The organism is Variovorax nivicola (assembly GCF_051216475.1).
GTDB lineage: Bacteria > Pseudomonadota > Gammaproteobacteria > Burkholderiales > Burkholderiaceae_C > Variovorax.
The window spans coordinates 327,777-343,140 of record NZ_JBPJZK010000001.1; the positions used below are offsets into that span (position 1 = coordinate 327,777).

Sequence of the window (15,364 nt, forward strand, 5' to 3'; positions counted from 1 at the left end):
CGAAAGCTGACCGATTTCAAGCGGATGGTCTTTGGCCCATGGGCTTCCATGGTGCAAAGGGGCCGTCCGCTTTTGCATTCACCTGAAAGATTGGCACTGCGCGGGTGGCGAAATTGGTAGACGCACCAGGTTTAGGTCCTGACGTTCGCAAGAACGTGCCGGTTCGAGTCCGGCCCCGCGCACCAGCCCTGCTATGTAGCCCGTCTATCGAGCAGTGAAGAAGCCCCGTTTCGCAAGGAACGGGGCTTTTTCTTTTCTACCTTCTACCAATCGCTGCTGCTACTGCTGTCACTGCTTCCGCTGTCACTGTTGCTGTCGGAGCTGCTGCTACTGCTGCTCGAGTCGTCCCACGAGCTCGTGTCCTTGATGCCGAAGTCGTTGTCCACGAAGCTGCGATCGGGTTGCTGCCCGGGCTCCGGATCGGACGAGGGCCAGAGGCTGCGGCCCATGCTGGCGTTGCCGTGGCTGTCGCGGTGGTTGTTGAAGATGTTGATCGTGCTGCCCCGGTTGTCGTCGGAGCGGTCGTTTAGCAGGTGGCGCAGCACTTCACCGGCAACCACTGCGCCGACGCCTGCCACGGCCCCGGCCGCCAGCGCGCCGCCGATACCCGGTCCCAGGCTGGTTGTGGGAGCCGGGGCGGAGTAATCCCTGCCTTGGTCCGCGCTGCCATAGCCCATGGACGAGTCGCTGGTGGGCCGGGAGACCCGAGGCGCGCCCGCGGCGGCGGCAGGCACGTCGAACGTGGTGGCGCGCCTGCGCCGCTGGAAGACGAGGTAGGCGAGGATGAAAAGGGCCACGATGCCGATCGGTGTCCACGGGATCGGCCCGGATGACGACGCGGTGTCTGCTGTCTTCTCGGGCGAAGGAGCGGGTGCGGTGACCGGGCTGGGCACGGGCGGCGGTGGCTCGGCCTTGATCTCGACCGGCTTCTCGAGCTTGCGTTCGAGCTTGGCGACCGATTCGGCCTTCGCGAACTTGAGGCCCGGCGACAGTTCCTTTGCCTGGGACAGTTCGTCCCTGGCGTCGTCGAGCTTGCCGTTCATCGCGAGGAGCTCGGCGTGAACGTAGTGGGCCTTTGCGCTGTTGGGATGGTTCTTCAGCACCTTCGCGATCATCGCGTCGGCTTCCGCCATCCTGCCGCTATTCGCCGCTTCGTAGATCTGCTGGATGGTCGGCTCCTTCGCCGCTGGCGCGCCCGCTGTCTTGGCCAGCGCGGGCGAGGGCATGCCGAACGCGAGGACCAGGGTGAAGGCGAGGGCGGCGAACAGTCGCTGTAGGAGCATGGGCATTCCTGTGGGCAATGGCGGATCGCAGCCACTGTAAAGGCGATGGAGGCGAAATCTCCGCGTGCAGACCTCCGGCCTGGCCAAAAGGGGTGTCTCCAGCCGATTAGAATCGCGGGTTGCCCAGTTTTGCGCGCGGCACGCGTGTGCCTCCGCTTAAATCCCGCTAGCGCGTGTAAGTCCTTGATCTGTATTGATAAAAAGATGCAGGCCCCGCGCACCAGCCCCCTCACAAGGAAGACATCATGACCGTGAACGTTGAAACTCTCGAGAAGCTCGAACGCAAGATCACGCTGACCCTGCCGGTCGGCACCATCCAGTCCGAAGTCGATTCGCGCCTCAAGAAGCTCGCGCGCACCGTCAAGATGGACGGCTTCCGTCCCGGCAAGGTGCCGATGAACGTCGTGGCCCAGCGCTATGGCTACTCGGTGCACTACGAAGTCATGAACGACAAGGTCGGCGAAGCCTTCTCGCAGGCCGCCAACGAAGCCAAGCTGCGCGTTGCCGGCCAGCCCCGCATCACCGAAAAGGAAGACGCACCCGAAGGCGAACTGGCCTTCGACGCGGTCTTCGAAGTGTTCCCCGAAGTCAAGATCAACGACCTGTCCGGCGCCGAAGTCGAGAAGCTCTCGGCCGAAGTGGGCGACGACGCGATCGACAAGACGCTCGACATCCTGCGCAAGCAACGCCGTACTTTCGCCCAGCGCGCGCAAGACGCCGTTGCGCAAGACGACGACCGCGTGACCGTCGACTTCGAAGGCAAGATCGACGGCGAGCCCTTCCAGGGCGGCAAGGCCGAAGACTTCCAGTTCGTCGTTGGCGAAGGCCAGATGCTGAAGGAATTCGAAGACGCCGTGCGCGGCATGAAGGCCGGCGACAGCCGCACCTTCCCGCTGTCGTTCCCGGCGGACTACCACGGCAAGGACGTGGCCGGCAAGCAGGCCGACTTCATGGTCACCCTGAAGAAGATTGAAGCCTCGCACCTGCCCGAAGTCAACGAACAGCTCGCCAAGTCGCTCGGCATCGCCGAAGCCACGGTCGAAGGCCTGCGCGCCGACATCAAGCGCAACCTCGAGCGCGAAGTGAAGTTCCGCCTGCTGGCCCGCAACAAGAACGCCGTGATGGACGCCCTGGTGGCCAACGCCGAGCTCGACCTCCCGAACGCCAGCGTGCAGTCGGAAGTCAACCGCATGGTCGAAGGCGCCCGCGCCGAACTCAAGCAGCGCGGCATCAAGGACGCCGACAAGGCCCCGATCCCCGACGAAGTGTTCCGCCCGCAAGCCGAGCGCCGCGTGCGCTTGGGTCTGGTGGTGGCCGAACTGGTGCGTGCCAACAACCTGCAGGCCAAGCCCGAGCAGATCAAGGCCCACATCGACGAGCTGGCCGCCAGCTACGAAAAGCCGGCTGACGTGGTGCGCTGGTACTTCAGCGACAACAACCGCCTGGCCGAAGTCGAAGCCGTGGTCATCGAGAACAACGTGACCGATTTCGTTCTGGGCAAGGCTAAGGTCAACGAAAAGTCGGTGTCGTTCGACGAACTGATGGCGCAACAGCAAGGCTGATTTCCGCTGCCGCCCGCTACGCCAATGGGGCTTGTGCTTTGCGGCACGAGCCCCATTTCACTCAGGCGTACAGTTCAGAAACAGCGAACGATTCCATTTCTCGGAGAGCAAATTCATGAGCGCACAGGAAATCCAAGGCCTCGGCATGGTCCCGATGGTCATCGAGCAATCGGGCCGCGGCGAGCGGTCCTATGACATCTATTCGCGTCTCCTCAAGGAACGCATCATTTTCCTGGTGGGCGAGGTCAACGACCAGACGGCCAACCTCGTGGTGGCCCAGCTGCTGTTCCTCGAGAGCGAAAACCCGGACAAGGACATCTCGTTCTACATCAACTCCCCGGGCGGCAGCGTGAGCGCCGGCATGGCGATCTACGACACCATGCAGTTCATCAAGCCCGATGTGTCGACCATGTGCCTGGGCTTCGCGGCCAGCATGGGCGCCTTCCTGCTGGCGGCCGGCGAGAAGGGCAAGCGCTTCTCGCTGCCCAACTCGAAGATCATGATCCACCAGGTGCTGGGCGGCGCACGCGGCCAGGCGACCGACATCGAGATCCACGCGCGCGACATCCTGCGCACCAAGGACCAGATGAACCGCATCCTGGCCGAACGCACCGGCCAGCCGCTGGAAAAGGTCAAGGCCGACACCGAGCGCGACTATTTCCTCACGGCCGACGAGGCCAAGGAATACGGTCTGGTTGACCAGGTCGTCGCCAAGCGCGGTTAAAGCTGCGGGGCGCCGATGGCGCCAAATGGCAAAAAACGGCGTTTTCCACACGGGAAACGCCGTTTTTGTTTAGTTATCATTGTGCATACCCTGTCACGAGGCAAAAGTCCATGGCCGATAAAAAAGGCTCCTCCAGCGAAAAAACGCTTTACTGCTCGTTCTGCGGCAAGAGCCAGCACGAGGTCAAGAAGCTGATCGCGGGCCCTTCGGTCTTCATCTGCGACGAGTGCATCGACCTTTGCAACGAGATCATCCGCGACGAGCTCCCCGCGGGCGAAGAAGCGCGTGAAGCACGCAGCGATCTGCCGACGCCGCTGGAGATCAAGACCAACCTCGACAACTATGTGATCGGCCAGGAGCCGGCCAAGCGCATGCTGTCGGTGGCGGTCTACAACCACTACAAGCGCCTGCGCCACAAGGAAAAGGCCAAGGGCGACGACGTCGAGCTCAGCAAGAGCAACATCCTGCTGATCGGCCCCACGGGTTCGGGCAAGACGCTGCTGGCGCAAACGCTGGCGCGCATGCTCGACGTGCCTTTCGTGATGGCCGACGCCACCACGCTGACCGAAGCCGGCTACGTGGGCGAGGACGTCGAGAACATCATCCAGAAGCTGCTGCAGAGCTGCAACTACGAAGTCGAACGCGCCCAGCGCGGCATCGTCTACATCGACGAAATCGACAAGATCTCGCGCAAGTCCGACAACCCCTCGATTACGCGCGACGTGTCGGGCGAGGGCGTGCAGCAGGCCCTGCTGAAGCTCATTGAAGGCACGATGGCCAGCGTGCCGCCGCAAGGCGGGCGCAAGCACCCGAATCAAGACTTCCTGCAGATCGACACGACCAATATTCTGTTCATCTGCGGTGGCGCCTTTGCTGGCCTCGAGAAGGTCATCGAAAACCGCACCGAGGCCTCGGGCATTGGCTTCGGCGCCGCGGTCAAGAGCAAGGCCCAACGTAGCATCACCGAGGTGTTCCGCGAAGTCGAACCCGAAGACCTGATCAAGTTCGGCCTGATTCCCGAACTCGTGGGCCGCATGCCCGTGGTCGCGTCGCTCGCGGAACTCAGCGAGGATGCGCTGGTCCAGATCCTGACCGAGCCCAAGAATGCCGTGGTGAAGCAGTTCACCAAGCTGCTGCAAATGGAAGGGGTGGACCTCGAGATTCGCCCTGCGGCGCTCAAGGCGATCGCACGCAAGGCCCTGGCCCGCAAGACTGGTGCACGCGGTTTGCGCTCGATCCTTGAACAGTCGCTGATCGACACCATGTTCGAATTGCCGAACGCGACCAATGTCGACAAGGTGGTGGTCGAGGAATCGACCATCGACGAAAACAAGCCCCCGCTGCTCGTGTACCGCGAAGCGGCGAAAAAGGCCTAAAGCCAAAGACGCGAAGGATCTGCATGTCTGGCCACACCCCTCTGCCTCCCGAAGCACTCGACCTGCCGCTGCTGCCGCTGCGCGACGTTGTGGTGTTTCCCCACATGGTGATCCCGCTCTTCGTGGGTCGCCCCAAGAGCATCAAGGCGCTCGAGCTGGCCATGGAGGCGGAGCGCCGCATCATGCTGGTGGCCCAGAAGGCCGCTGCCAAGGACGAGCCCTCGGTCGAGGACATGTTCGAGGTCGGCTGCGTCTCGACCATCCTGCAGATGCTCAAGCTGCCCGACGGCACGGTGAAGGTGCTGGTCGAAGGCCAGCAGCGCGCACGCGTGAACCGCATCGACGACGGCGAGACGCACTTCTCGGCCAACGTGACGCCCGTCGAGGCGCCCGAGGGCGGCGAGAAGGGCACCGAGGTCGAGGCGCTGCGCCGCGCGGTAATGCAGCAGTTCGACCAGTACGTCAAGCTGAACAAGAAGATTCCGCCCGAGATCCTGACCTCGATCTCTAGCATCGACGATCCGGGCCGCCTGGCGGACACCATCGCCGCGCACCTGCCACTCAAGCTCGACAACAAGCAGGCCGTGCTCGACCTCGACGACGTCAAGGCGCGCCTGGAGAATCTGTTCGGCCAGCTCGAGCGCGAAGTCGACATCCTCAACGTCGACAAGAAGATCCGTGGTCGCGTGAAGCGCCAGATGGAGAAGAACCAGCGCGACTTCTACCTCAACGAGCAGGTCAAGGCCATCCAGAAGGAGCTCGGCGAAGGCGAAGAGGGCGCGGACATCGAGGAGATCGAGAAGAAGATCAAGCTCGCGAAGATGTCTAAGGAAGGCCTGAAGAAGGCCGAGGGCGAGCTCAAGAAGCTCAAACTGATGTCGCCCATGTCGGCCGAAGCCACCGTGGTGCGCAACTACATCGACGTGCTGATCGGCCTGCCCTGGAGCAAGAAGACCAAGATCAAGCACGACCTGGCCAATGCCGAGGCCGTGCTCAATGCCGACCACTACGGCCTCGAGAAGGTCAAGGATCGCATCCTCGAATATCTCGCGGTGCAGCAACGCGTTGACAAGGTCAAGGCGCCGATCCTGTGCCTCGTGGGCCCCCCGGGCGTGGGCAAGACCTCGCTGGGGCAGTCGATCGCCAAGGCGACCGGCCGCAAGTACACCCGCATGGCGCTGGGCGGCATGCGCGACGAAGCCGAAATTCGCGGCCATCGCCGCACCTACATCGGCGCACTGCCGGGCAAGGTGCTGCAGGGTCTGAGCAAGATCGGCACGCGCAACCCGCTGTTCCTGCTCGACGAAATCGACAAGCTGGGCACGGACTTCCGCGGCGATCCGTCGAGCGCGCTGCTCGAAGTGCTCGACCCCGAGCAGAACCACACCTTCGGCGACCACTATGTGGAAGTCGACTTCGACCTGAGCGACGTCATGTTCGTCGCAACCTCGAACTCGATGAACATTCCGCCGGCGCTGCTGGACCGCATGGAAGTCATCCGCCTCTCGGGTTACACCGAGGACGAGAAGACGCACATCGCGATCAAGTATCTGCTGCCGAAACAGTTGAAGAACAACGGCGTCAAGGAAGAAGAACTCCTCGTCACCGAAGAGGCCGTGCGCGACATCGTGCGCTACTACACGCGTGAAGCGGGTGTGCGTTCGCTGGAGCGCGAACTGTCCAAGATCTGCCGCAAGGTGGTGAAGGGCCTGCTGCTGAAGCAGTTCACGCCCAAGGTCACGGTCGATGGCACGAACCTCAACGAGTTCCTTGGCGTGCGCAAGTACAGCTTCGGCCTCGCCGAGAAGCAGAACCAGGTCGGCCAAGTGGTCGGCCTCGCTTGGACCGAAGTTGGCGGCGACCTGCTGACGATCGAAGCCGTCACCATGCCCGGCAAGGGCGTGATCAGCCGCACCGGTTCGCTGGGCGACGTGATGAAGGAATCGGTCGAGGCCGCGCGCACCGTGGTGCGCAGCCGCTCGCGCCGCCTGGGCATCAAGGACGAGGCGTTCGAGAAGCGCGACATCCACATTCACGTGCCCGATGGCGCCACGCCGAAGGACGGCCCGAGCGCGGGCGCGGCGATGACGACGGCCTTCGTGTCGGCGCTCACGGGCATCCCAGTGCGCAGCGACGTCGCGATGACTGGCGAAATCACGCTGCGTGGCGAAGTCACTGCCATCGGCGGCCTGAAGGAAAAGCTGCTGGCCGCGCTGCGCGGCGGCATCAAGACCGTGCTGATTCCGGAAGAGAACGCCAAGGACCTGCAGGAGATTCCCGAGAACGTGAAGAACGGCCTCGAGATCGTGCCTGTGAAGTGGATCGACAAAGTGCTCGAGATCGCTCTCGAGAAAATGCCCGAGCCGCTGTCCGATGAAGAAGTGGCTGCATCCGCAGCTGCCGTGGCCGAATTGGCCAAGCAGCGCGCGGGAGCGCCGGCTTCGGAAGGTTCGGTCAAGCACTGACCGGTTGATCGCAAAACTTGTGGAGCCTCGAAAAACTGGTATATAATTCGAGGCTCGAAACGCGGGAATAGCTCAGTTGGTAGAGCGCAACCTTGCCAAGGTTGAGGTCGAGAGTTCGAGACTCTTTTCCCGCTCCAGTTTTGAAAAAGGGAAGCAACAGCTTCCCTTTTTTTCGCTAGTTCGATTTCGTATTTCTGCGTGGCGCGATAGCAAAGCGGTTATGCAACGGATTGCAAATCCGTCTAGCCCGGTTCGACTCCGGGTCGCGCCTCCACTCTCTCGGTTCAACCAGATTCGACTCCGACTACCAAGCCCCGCCAACCCACGTTGCCGGGGCTTGTTTTGTTTGGGTTATCGTCGATGTTCAACCTGACGCCCGGATGGTGAAATTGGTAGACACATCGGACTTAAAATCCGCCGCTTCCTTAATCGGGGCATACGGGTTCGACCCCCGTTCCGGGTACCAAACTTACAAGGGAGCATTCGATGCCTCGCTACAACGCTCCATTTGAGATCCATGTGCACGGCGACGTGCCGCTGCGTTCGGACGTCACCTTCGACCAGATCCAGGAAGCGCTCAAGCCGCTCTGGAAGTACGCCGGTGCCAAGTCGCTGGCCGACGGTGCCACGAGCACCTACGAAGAAGAGCCCGGCATCCGCTTCGAGCAGAAGGACCACACGCTGCAGATGTGCTGGACCGTCCCCGGCGACGAAGATTTCCGCCAGGCGCTCGACGAGATGTGCATGGGCCTGAACGAGCTGTCTGATCGCGGCGCGGCCATTGAGGTCACCTTCTACGACACCGACTTCGACGAGGAAGAGGGCGACCCCGAAGAAGAATCACGCGACGACTTCCTGATGCTGTTCGTCGGCCCGAACCCGGCCGCGATCATGCAGGTGCAGCGCGACCTGCTGGTGGAAGACGTTGTCAACCTCATGGAACGTCACTTCGACGGCGCCGAGCTGGGTGGCGTGGTCTCCGAGATCGACCGCCTCTTCAGCGATCGTTTCGACGCGCTGGTGAACTCGCTCGAAATCGGCAAGCGCCCGCGCGGCACCGGTGGTCCGGGCAGCGGGGGCAGCGGTGGTGGCCATGGCGGCGGTCGCCGTCCGCGTCACCTGCACTAAGCAACCCCACGCCCCGGTCCAAGGCCGCATGGCCCTGTTTCCCGCCTCCGCGCTGCGTCCGGGTGTTCGCAAGCGCGAGGTCTTCGGCTGGGCGATGTACGACTTCGCCAACTCGGGCTACACCACGGTCGTCATCACCGCGGTGTTCGCTGCTTACTTCGTGGGTGGCATTGCTAAGGGTGCGCCGTGGGCCGCCTTTGCGTGGACGGCGGCGCTCAGCACCTCCTATGCGATCGTGATGCTCACCATGCCCGCCATCGGCGCCTGGGCCGATTTGCGTGCGGCCAAGAAGCGGGTGCTGGTCTTCGCGACTGTCGGCTGCGTCTTCGCGACAGCGGCGCTTGCCATCACACCGGGTTTTTCGGGCGCGTCCGGCGTCGCGCTGGCGATGGCGCTGGTGATCGTCTCCAACGCCTTCTATTCCTATGGCGAGTCCCTCACGGGTGCCTTCCTGCCCGAACTTGCCACGGCCGAGGGCATGGGCAAGGTCAGCGGGTGGGGCTGGGCTTTCGGCTATGTCGGCGGCATGCTGGCGCTGGGCATCTGCCTGGCCTATGTGCTGTGGTCGCAATCGAAGGGCTTGCCAGCGGCGCATTTCGTGCCGGTGACGATGCTGATCACGGCAGTCATCTACGGTGGAGCCGCTTGCGTCACTTTCATGTTGCTGCCCGAGCGCGCAAAGCCCCAGGCGGCCCGCGCGGAGCAGGGCGGTGCATGGCAGCAGCTCCGTGCCACATACCGGCAGGCCCGGGCCTATCGCGACTTCATGTGGCTGCTGGCGTGCACGGTCTGCTACCAGGGCGGCGTGGCCGTGGCCATCACGCTTGCGGCGATATATGCGGAGCAGGTGATCGGCTTCGTCGCGAGCGAGACCATGGTGCTGATCTTCGTGCTCAACATCGCGGCGGCGCTGGGTGCCTTCAGCTTCGGCTACGTCCAGGACCGCATCGGCCACAAGATCTCGCTGGCCGGCACGCTGGTCGCGTGGATCGCGGTCTGCGTGATCGCCGCGCTGGTGACGACCAAGGGCGGCTTCTGGTGGGCCGCCGCCATCGCCGGGCTGTCCATGGGATCGAGCCAGTCAGCCGGCCGTGCCATGACGGGCTATCTGGCACCGCCGCAGCAACTCGCAGAGTTCTTCGGGCTCTGGACCTTCGCGACACGGCTGGCGAGCATCATCGGTCCGCTGAGCTTCGGCGCCATCACGTGGATGACCGGCGGCAACCAGCGCATCGCGATCCTCTCGACTGCGGTGCTGTTCGTGGCGGGGCTGTTGCTGCTGCTGCCGATCAATATGCAGCGCGGCCGGGAGGCCGCGCTACGCAGTTAGAACAGGCTGTTGTTCGTCAGAGGCCAGCCAGTGCCGCTCTGGGACTTCCAGTTGGCAGTGTTCTTTACGCTCGCGGCAAAGTTCGCGATGTCGGTCGACGTCGGCGATGCTGGCAGCATCGGGCCGTTGTAGAGCACGTCGAACTTGTCCACGAAGCTGATCGCGGCGCCCGCGGCCGTCAAGCTGCTGGGAATGGCGTCCGAGTTGGGCACCGGTCCCAGCGTAATGCTGGCCAGGTAGGTTCCCACGCCGCTGATCGTGCCGGCAGTGCCGGTGCCCAGGCCGGCGATGGTGCCGCCGACGAAGGCGTAGATCGTTTCGTAGCTGGCACTGATGCCGCCTCCCGCGCCTTGCACGGTGCCGATGTTGGCGATCGGATTCGTGTTCTTCACATCCGGCTGGATGGTCACGATGGTGCCCGCCGGCAGGTTGCGGTCGGCAGTCCAGACGAAGGCACTCTCGTTGGTGATGCCGTTGAAGTCGGAGGCGGTGCGGTCGCGGTCGGTGAACACGATGTTCGTGCCCGTGTCCATCGGCTTGAGCAGCACGAAGGCGAATGCATCGGTCTTGTCGGCGTTCGCGCCTACGAAGAGGATATCGCCGGCGGCCAGCGCGGGTGGTGCACTGGTGGTGAAACTCAGCGTGGTCGCGTCGGCGATGCCTGCGTAGGCGTTGCCCTTGGCATCGGTGATCGCGTTGGCATCCACTGTCACGTAGTGGCCGGTCGACGATGCCAGCGGCTGGCTGGGCGTCAGCGTGATCGTATTGAATGCGCGCTGCACGCTCGTGGCCAGGCTGCTGGCCGAGAAGCTCTCGACCACCGTACCGTCGGCCTTGTGCAGCACGATGTTGCCGGCGCCCAGGCGCACACCTTCGTTGAAGCTCAGAGTGATCTTCGCGTTCGCTCCGACGCTGCCGTCCGTGGCCTTGGGCGAGGCGTTGCGCAGCACCGGACCGGTGGTGTCGATCCAGGGCTGGCCCAGGCGCACAACGAAGCCGTCGAACTTCTGGTCGGCCGGCGGCAGGTCCTTTGAGGCGTCTGTCTGGCCGGGCCAGACGGTGTCGCCGTTGTCCAGCAGCAGTTGCACCTGGGTGCCTGCGGTCACCGGGCCGGGCACTTCGACTGTCGATTCGAAGCTGCCGCCCGTGTCCTTGCGCAGCTTGTCGAGGTCGTTCGACAGCTCGACTGGCGCGCTGCCCGGATTGCCGTTCCATGCAAAGAGTGCGAAGCTGCGGTCGACGTCCGTGCTGGCGGCGCCCGCAGGGCCGGCGACGATCAGGTAGTTACCGTCAGTGCCCTTGTCGATCGAGCGAATGCCGCGGCCCCCGAGCTCCAGTTCGATGGGTGCGCCGAATGTGGCCTGCGTGGCCGTGCCCGCGACCAGCGCGGCGTAGTTCTGCACCGGCACGATGAGCGCCTTGGCGCGCGTCGAAGTGCCGGTCTGGGGCGCGCGGAAGCCGAGCCACAAGGCGCTGTCGCCCGGTGCGCTGGTCATGCCCTCGATCGAGAAGCCGTCGACCCGCTCGGGCACGATGCCGGCCCCGGCCGATGCGGCGAAGCCGAGGTAGTTGGCGCCCAGGCCGTGGCCGTTGGAGACATCCCAGGCCACGAGCTGGGCTTCGAGCGCCGAGAACTGGCCGACATAGGTGAAGGTGGTGGTGGCACCCGTGCCCGTGACTTTCACTGCGAACAGGTGCGAACGGTCGGGCGCGTCGCTGCCGTCTTTCTTGTTGCTGTTGGAGCCGGTGAGGTACAGCGTGTCTCCGATGCGCGTGCCGGCTTCGAGGTCGAGTTCCTTGCCGAGCTTCGGCCCTTCGAGTTCGTAACTCCATTCCTTTACCGCGGCCCCGCCGGCGCGCGGATAGGCGCGCAGCACGTTGGCCTCGTCGTCGGCCACAAGCATGAAGCCGTCGGGCAGGGCGAAGGCGGTTGATGCATCCGACGAGCCCTCTGTCGTGCCTGTGTTGGGCGTGAACTGGGCTTTGGAAACGAGCTGGTCCGGCTCGGAGGCCGGCGGCTGAGTCGCCGGTGGCGCAACTGTCGTTGGCGGCGTGGTCGGAAAGAAGCTGCCGCCTCCGTCACTACCGCCGCCGCATGCGGCCAGCAGCACGGACAGGGCACTGGCGAGCAGCATGGGCTTGAAGGGAATGCGGGGGGGAGTGACGAGAGAGTTCATGGTGCGCGATTGTTGTTTTGGACAAACCGCGCATGCTGTTACTTTCGTGTGACGGCACCGTGAAAAACGGCGCCAATTCAGCTGCCCGTCAGGGCGTCTGTTGCTGCAGCGATTTCGGCACTTTGAACCGCTCGCCGTCATAGCGCAGCGTGACGGTGTTGAATTTCGCGGGCAGCGCTTTTTCCACGCAGCCCTGGTCCTCCTGCTCCTGCGCGCGGCTCTGCAGCAGCGTGCGGGACAGCTGCAGATCGGCAAAGCCGTTGCTGCTGGCCTTGCCGACCGACAGCATGGTGCGCAGCTTCTCGAAGTGGCCTGTACAGGTGGAGTCCCATCCGCCGTGGTCGTGATCGAGCTCGATCTCCTGCAGCACCTGGCGCAATTGCTTGCCGTGGTGCACATAGAGCCGCACGGTCTCGCTGGCCAGCGGGCTGCCGGGCGCGTTGCTGCCACGGTAGCGCACGCGCAGGCCGAAGGCGCGGGCCTCGGGCGACAGCACGTAGCGCGAGGTGTCGATGCGGATGTCCTGGATCGACGTGGTGGCGTCTTCGTCGAGTGCTTCGGGCTGCACGAGGCGGCCGATGACGGTGTCGCGATCGGTGTTGCCGTTGTCGGGGCGCTGGATCAGCAGGATCTCCAGGTCGAAGACCTTGGCGCCCCGGTCGGTGGTTTCGCGCGGCATCGGCAGCACGACGATGCTGCGTCCTGGAAAGGCCGGCCACACCTTGCAGGCCGCGAGCCGCTCGTCGAGCGGGCGGTTGGGATGCAGTTTGGCGTGCATGCGCTCGGCCAGTCCGCTCTCGCAGGCCGCGTGGCTCAGGCCGGCGGCCGAGAGGCACAGGAGGAGGGCGGCGTGGCGCAGGAGACGCATGACTTGGATCAGGTCGTGGCTGCGGTAGAGAGTCCGAGCCATCGCGCGGCTGCGGCTTCGAGCACAGCGACGTCGCCGCTGCTCTGCAGCAGCAGGCCACCGCTGCCGCTGTCCGCGAGTTGGCCCGCCGATGCCAGCAGGCGCCGCGTCTGCTGTGCGACCGGCACGCCTGTGTCGATAAAGCGCAGCGTGGCCGGCGCGTGCCGGCGCAACTCGTCTTTCACGAGCGGGTAGTGAGTGCAGCCGAGCACCACCGTGTCGACTTCACTCGGTGCATCGCCGAAGGGACCGGCCTCTGTCATGTAGCGCTCGCACAGCGCAGCGATGCCCGCCGAGTCGAAGCCTTCGATGGCCTTCACGAGCCCGTCGCAGGGCACAGGCCGTACATCGGCAGATCCGGCGAACGAGGCGCGCAGCGTGGCGTACTTGGCGCTGGCCAGCGTGCCGCGCGTAGCCATCACCGAGATGCGCCCCGTGCGGCTCGCAGCCACGGCGGGCTTGAGGCCAGGTTCCAGCCCGACGATCGGCAGGTCGGGATTCTCGGCGCGCATCAGGTGGATGGCGGCGGTGGTAGCCGTGTTGCACGCGACGACGAGCGCCTTGATGCCGTGCTCGCGCCGCAGGTGTTCGACCACCGTGCGCGAGCGCTCGATCACATAGGCGTCTCCGCGTTCGCCGTACGGCGCATAGGCCGTGTCGGCGAAGTACACGAAGCGTTCGTGCGGCAGCTCGGCCCGCAGCGCGGCCAGCACGCTGAGCCCGCCGACGCCGCTGTCGAAGACGCCTACTGGAAGCACTAGAAAACCTCCGTGCTGCGCACTGCGGTGCGAGCGCCTTCGGGCGGCCGGGCGGCGCTCAAGCTTCTTCCATCATGATGGTCTTGAACTCGCCGCTGGCGATGCGCTTCTGCCATTCGGCCGGGCCGGTGATGTGCGCGCTGGTGCCGCCGGCATCGACCGCCACCGTCACGGGCATGTCGACCACGTCGAATTCATAGATCGCTTCCATGCCCAGGTCTTCGAAGCCCACCACCTTGGCGGTCTTGATGGCCTTGCTCACGAGGTAGGCGGCGCCGCCAACGGCCATGAGGTAGGCGCTCTTGTGCTTCTTGATGGCCTCGATGGCGACGGGGCCGCGCTCGGCCTTGCCGATCATCGCGATCAGGCCGGTCTGCGCCAGCATCATCTCGGTGAAGCCGTCCATGCGCGTGGCGGTGGTCGGGCCGGCGGGGCCCACGGCTTCGTCGCCGACCGGATCGACCGGGCCGACGTAGTAGATGACGCGGTTGGTGAAATCGACCGGCAGCTTCTCGCCCTTGGCCAGCATATCCTGGATGCGCTTGTGCGCGGCGTCGCGGCCGGTGAGCATCTTGCCGTTGAGCAGCAGCGTGTCGCCGGGCTTCCAGCTTGCCACTTCGGCGGGCGTGAGCTTGTCGAGGTCGACGCGCTTGCTCTTCTTTTCATCAGGGGCCCAGTTCACGTCGGGCCACAGGTCGAGCGACGGCGGGTCGAGGTAGACCGGTCCGCTGCCGTCCATCGTGAAGTGCGCGTGGCGCGTGGCCGCGCAGTTGGGGATCATGGCCACGGGCTTGCTTGCCGCGTGCGTCGGGTACATCTGGATCTTGACGTCGAGCACGGTGGCCAGGCCTCCCAGGCCCTGTGCACCGATGCCCAGCGCGTTGACCTTCTCGTACAGCTCGATGCGCAGCGCCTCGACCTTGCTCAGCTCCGCGCCCGACTTCTTCTTGGCCTGCAGCTCGTGCATGTCGAGGTCGTCCATCAGGCTTTCCTTGGCCATCAGCGCGGCCTTCTCGGCCGTGCCGCCGATGCCGATGCCCAGCATGCCCGGCGGGCACCAGCCGGCGCCCATGGTGGGCACCGTCTTGAGCACCCAGTCGACCACGCTGTCGCCAGGGTTCAGCATGACCAGCTTGCTCTTGTTCTCGCTGCCGCCGCCCTTGGCCGCGACCGTCACTTCGACGGTGTTGCCGGGGACGATCTCGGTGAAGATCACCGCGGGCGTGTTGTCCTTGGTGTTCTTGCGGTCGAACTGCGGATCGGCCACGACCGAGGCGCGCAGCGTGTTGTCGGGGTGGTTGTAGCCGCGGCGCACGCCTTCGTTGATGGCGTCGTCGAGGCTGCCGGTGAAGCCGCCCCAGCGCACGTCCATGCCCACCTTGAGGAACACGTTGACGATGCCGGTGTCCTGGCAGATCGGGCGATGGCCCGTGGCGCTCATCTTGCTGTTGGTCAGGATCTGCGCAATGGCATCCTTGGCCGCGGGGCTCTGCTCGCGCTCATAGGCGCGGGCCAGGTGGGCGATGTAGTCGGCGGGGTGGTAGTAGCTGATGTACTGCAGCGCGGCGCTGATCGATTCGATCAGGTCGGCCTGCTGGATCGTGGTCGTCATGGTGGGGGGAGTTTTTTGGGAGTGTGAAACGCCCCCCGATTA

Annotated in this window: 11 protein-coding genes and 4 tRNA genes; 10 read left to right on the forward strand and 5 right to left on the reverse strand. The window is 64.5% G+C overall.

The window, feature by feature from the left end:
- The first annotated feature begins 98 nt into the window (after positions 1-98).
- Positions 99-185: transfer RNA gene (locus ACSFBF_RS01505), tRNA-Leu, on the forward strand.
- 78 nt (positions 186-263) lie between these two features.
- On the opposite strand, the gene ACSFBF_RS01510 is transcribed toward ACSFBF_RS01505, so the two are convergent.
- Positions 264-1,283: a tetratricopeptide repeat protein gene (locus ACSFBF_RS01510; protein WP_435464610.1), complete on the reverse strand. Its 1,020-nt coding sequence runs from the start codon at positions 1,281-1,283 to the stop codon at positions 264-266.
- 245 nt (positions 1,284-1,528) lie between these two features.
- Here ACSFBF_RS01510 and tig point away from each other — a divergent pair, with 245 nt between their 5' ends.
- The 9 genes from tig (at position 1,529) to ACSFBF_RS01555 (ending at position 9,868) form a co-directional block, all read left to right on the forward strand.
- On the forward strand, positions 1,529-2,845 hold the full coding sequence (gene tig / locus ACSFBF_RS01515) for a trigger factor (protein WP_093056453.1): 1,317 nt from the start codon (positions 1,529-1,531) through the stop codon (positions 2,843-2,845).
- A 115-nt stretch (positions 2,846-2,960) separates the two neighbouring features.
- On the forward strand, positions 2,961-3,569 hold the full coding sequence (clpP, locus tag ACSFBF_RS01520) for an ATP-dependent Clp endopeptidase proteolytic subunit ClpP (protein ID WP_056592422.1): 609 nt from the start codon (positions 2,961-2,963) through the stop codon (positions 3,567-3,569).
- A 110-nt stretch (positions 3,570-3,679) separates the two neighbouring features.
- Positions 3,680-4,945 (forward strand): ATP-dependent Clp protease ATP-binding subunit ClpX, encoded by a 1,266-nt coding sequence (gene clpX / locus ACSFBF_RS01525; protein ID WP_007829783.1) that lies wholly within the window; start codon positions 3,680-3,682, stop codon positions 4,943-4,945.
- Between the two features lie 23 nt (positions 4,946-4,968).
- Positions 4,969-7,410 carry an endopeptidase La gene (gene lon / locus ACSFBF_RS01530; protein WP_093056455.1) on the forward strand — a complete coding sequence of 814 codons (2,442 nt, stop codon included), beginning with the start codon at positions 4,969-4,971 and terminating at the stop codon, positions 7,408-7,410.
- Positions 7,411-7,471: 61 nt separating this feature from the next.
- Positions 7,472-7,547, forward strand: a tRNA-Gly gene (locus ACSFBF_RS01535).
- A 63-nt stretch (positions 7,548-7,610) separates the two neighbouring features.
- Positions 7,611-7,684 (forward strand) — tRNA-Cys (locus ACSFBF_RS01540).
- Between the two features lie 100 nt (positions 7,685-7,784).
- A tRNA-Leu gene (locus ACSFBF_RS01545) sits at positions 7,785-7,876 on the forward strand.
- Positions 7,877-7,896: 20 nt separating this feature from the next.
- Positions 7,897-8,538: a DUF6806 family protein gene (locus tag ACSFBF_RS01550; protein WP_435464611.1), complete on the forward strand. Its 642-nt coding sequence runs from the start codon at positions 7,897-7,899 to the stop codon at positions 8,536-8,538.
- Positions 8,539-8,566: 28 nt separating this feature from the next.
- Positions 8,567-9,868, forward strand: coding sequence for an MFS transporter (locus tag ACSFBF_RS01555; protein ID WP_435464612.1), 1,302 nt, complete (start codon positions 8,567-8,569; stop codon positions 9,866-9,868).
- Here the strand turns inward: ACSFBF_RS01555 and ACSFBF_RS01560 are convergent.
- The 4 genes from ACSFBF_RS01560 to ACSFBF_RS01575 all read right to left on the reverse strand — a co-directional run bounded on the left by ACSFBF_RS01560 (position 9,865) and on the right by ACSFBF_RS01575 (position 15,322).
- Positions 9,865-12,045 (reverse strand): Ig-like domain-containing domain, encoded by a 2,181-nt coding sequence (locus ACSFBF_RS01560; protein WP_435464613.1) that lies wholly within the window; start codon positions 12,043-12,045, stop codon positions 9,865-9,867. The two genes, ACSFBF_RS01555 and ACSFBF_RS01560, sit on opposite strands and share 4 nt — an antisense overlap.
- An 88-nt stretch (positions 12,046-12,133) precedes the next feature.
- Positions 12,134-12,913, reverse strand: a complete 780-nt coding sequence (locus ACSFBF_RS01565; RefSeq protein ID WP_435464614.1) for a PA3715 family protein — start codon at positions 12,911-12,913, stop codon at positions 12,134-12,136.
- Positions 12,914-12,921: 8 nt separating this feature from the next.
- A complete protein-coding gene (gene murI / locus ACSFBF_RS01570) occupies positions 12,922-13,710 on the reverse strand; it encodes a glutamate racemase (protein ID WP_435464615.1) in 789 nt (262 codons plus the stop codon).
- Between the two features lie 58 nt (positions 13,711-13,768).
- The gene (locus ACSFBF_RS01575; protein WP_435464616.1) at positions 13,769-15,322 is read right to left on the reverse strand and encodes a fumarate hydratase; all 1,554 of its coding nucleotides are present in this window, start codon (positions 15,320-15,322) and stop codon (positions 13,769-13,771) included.
- Positions 15,323-15,364: the final 42 nt, after the last annotated feature.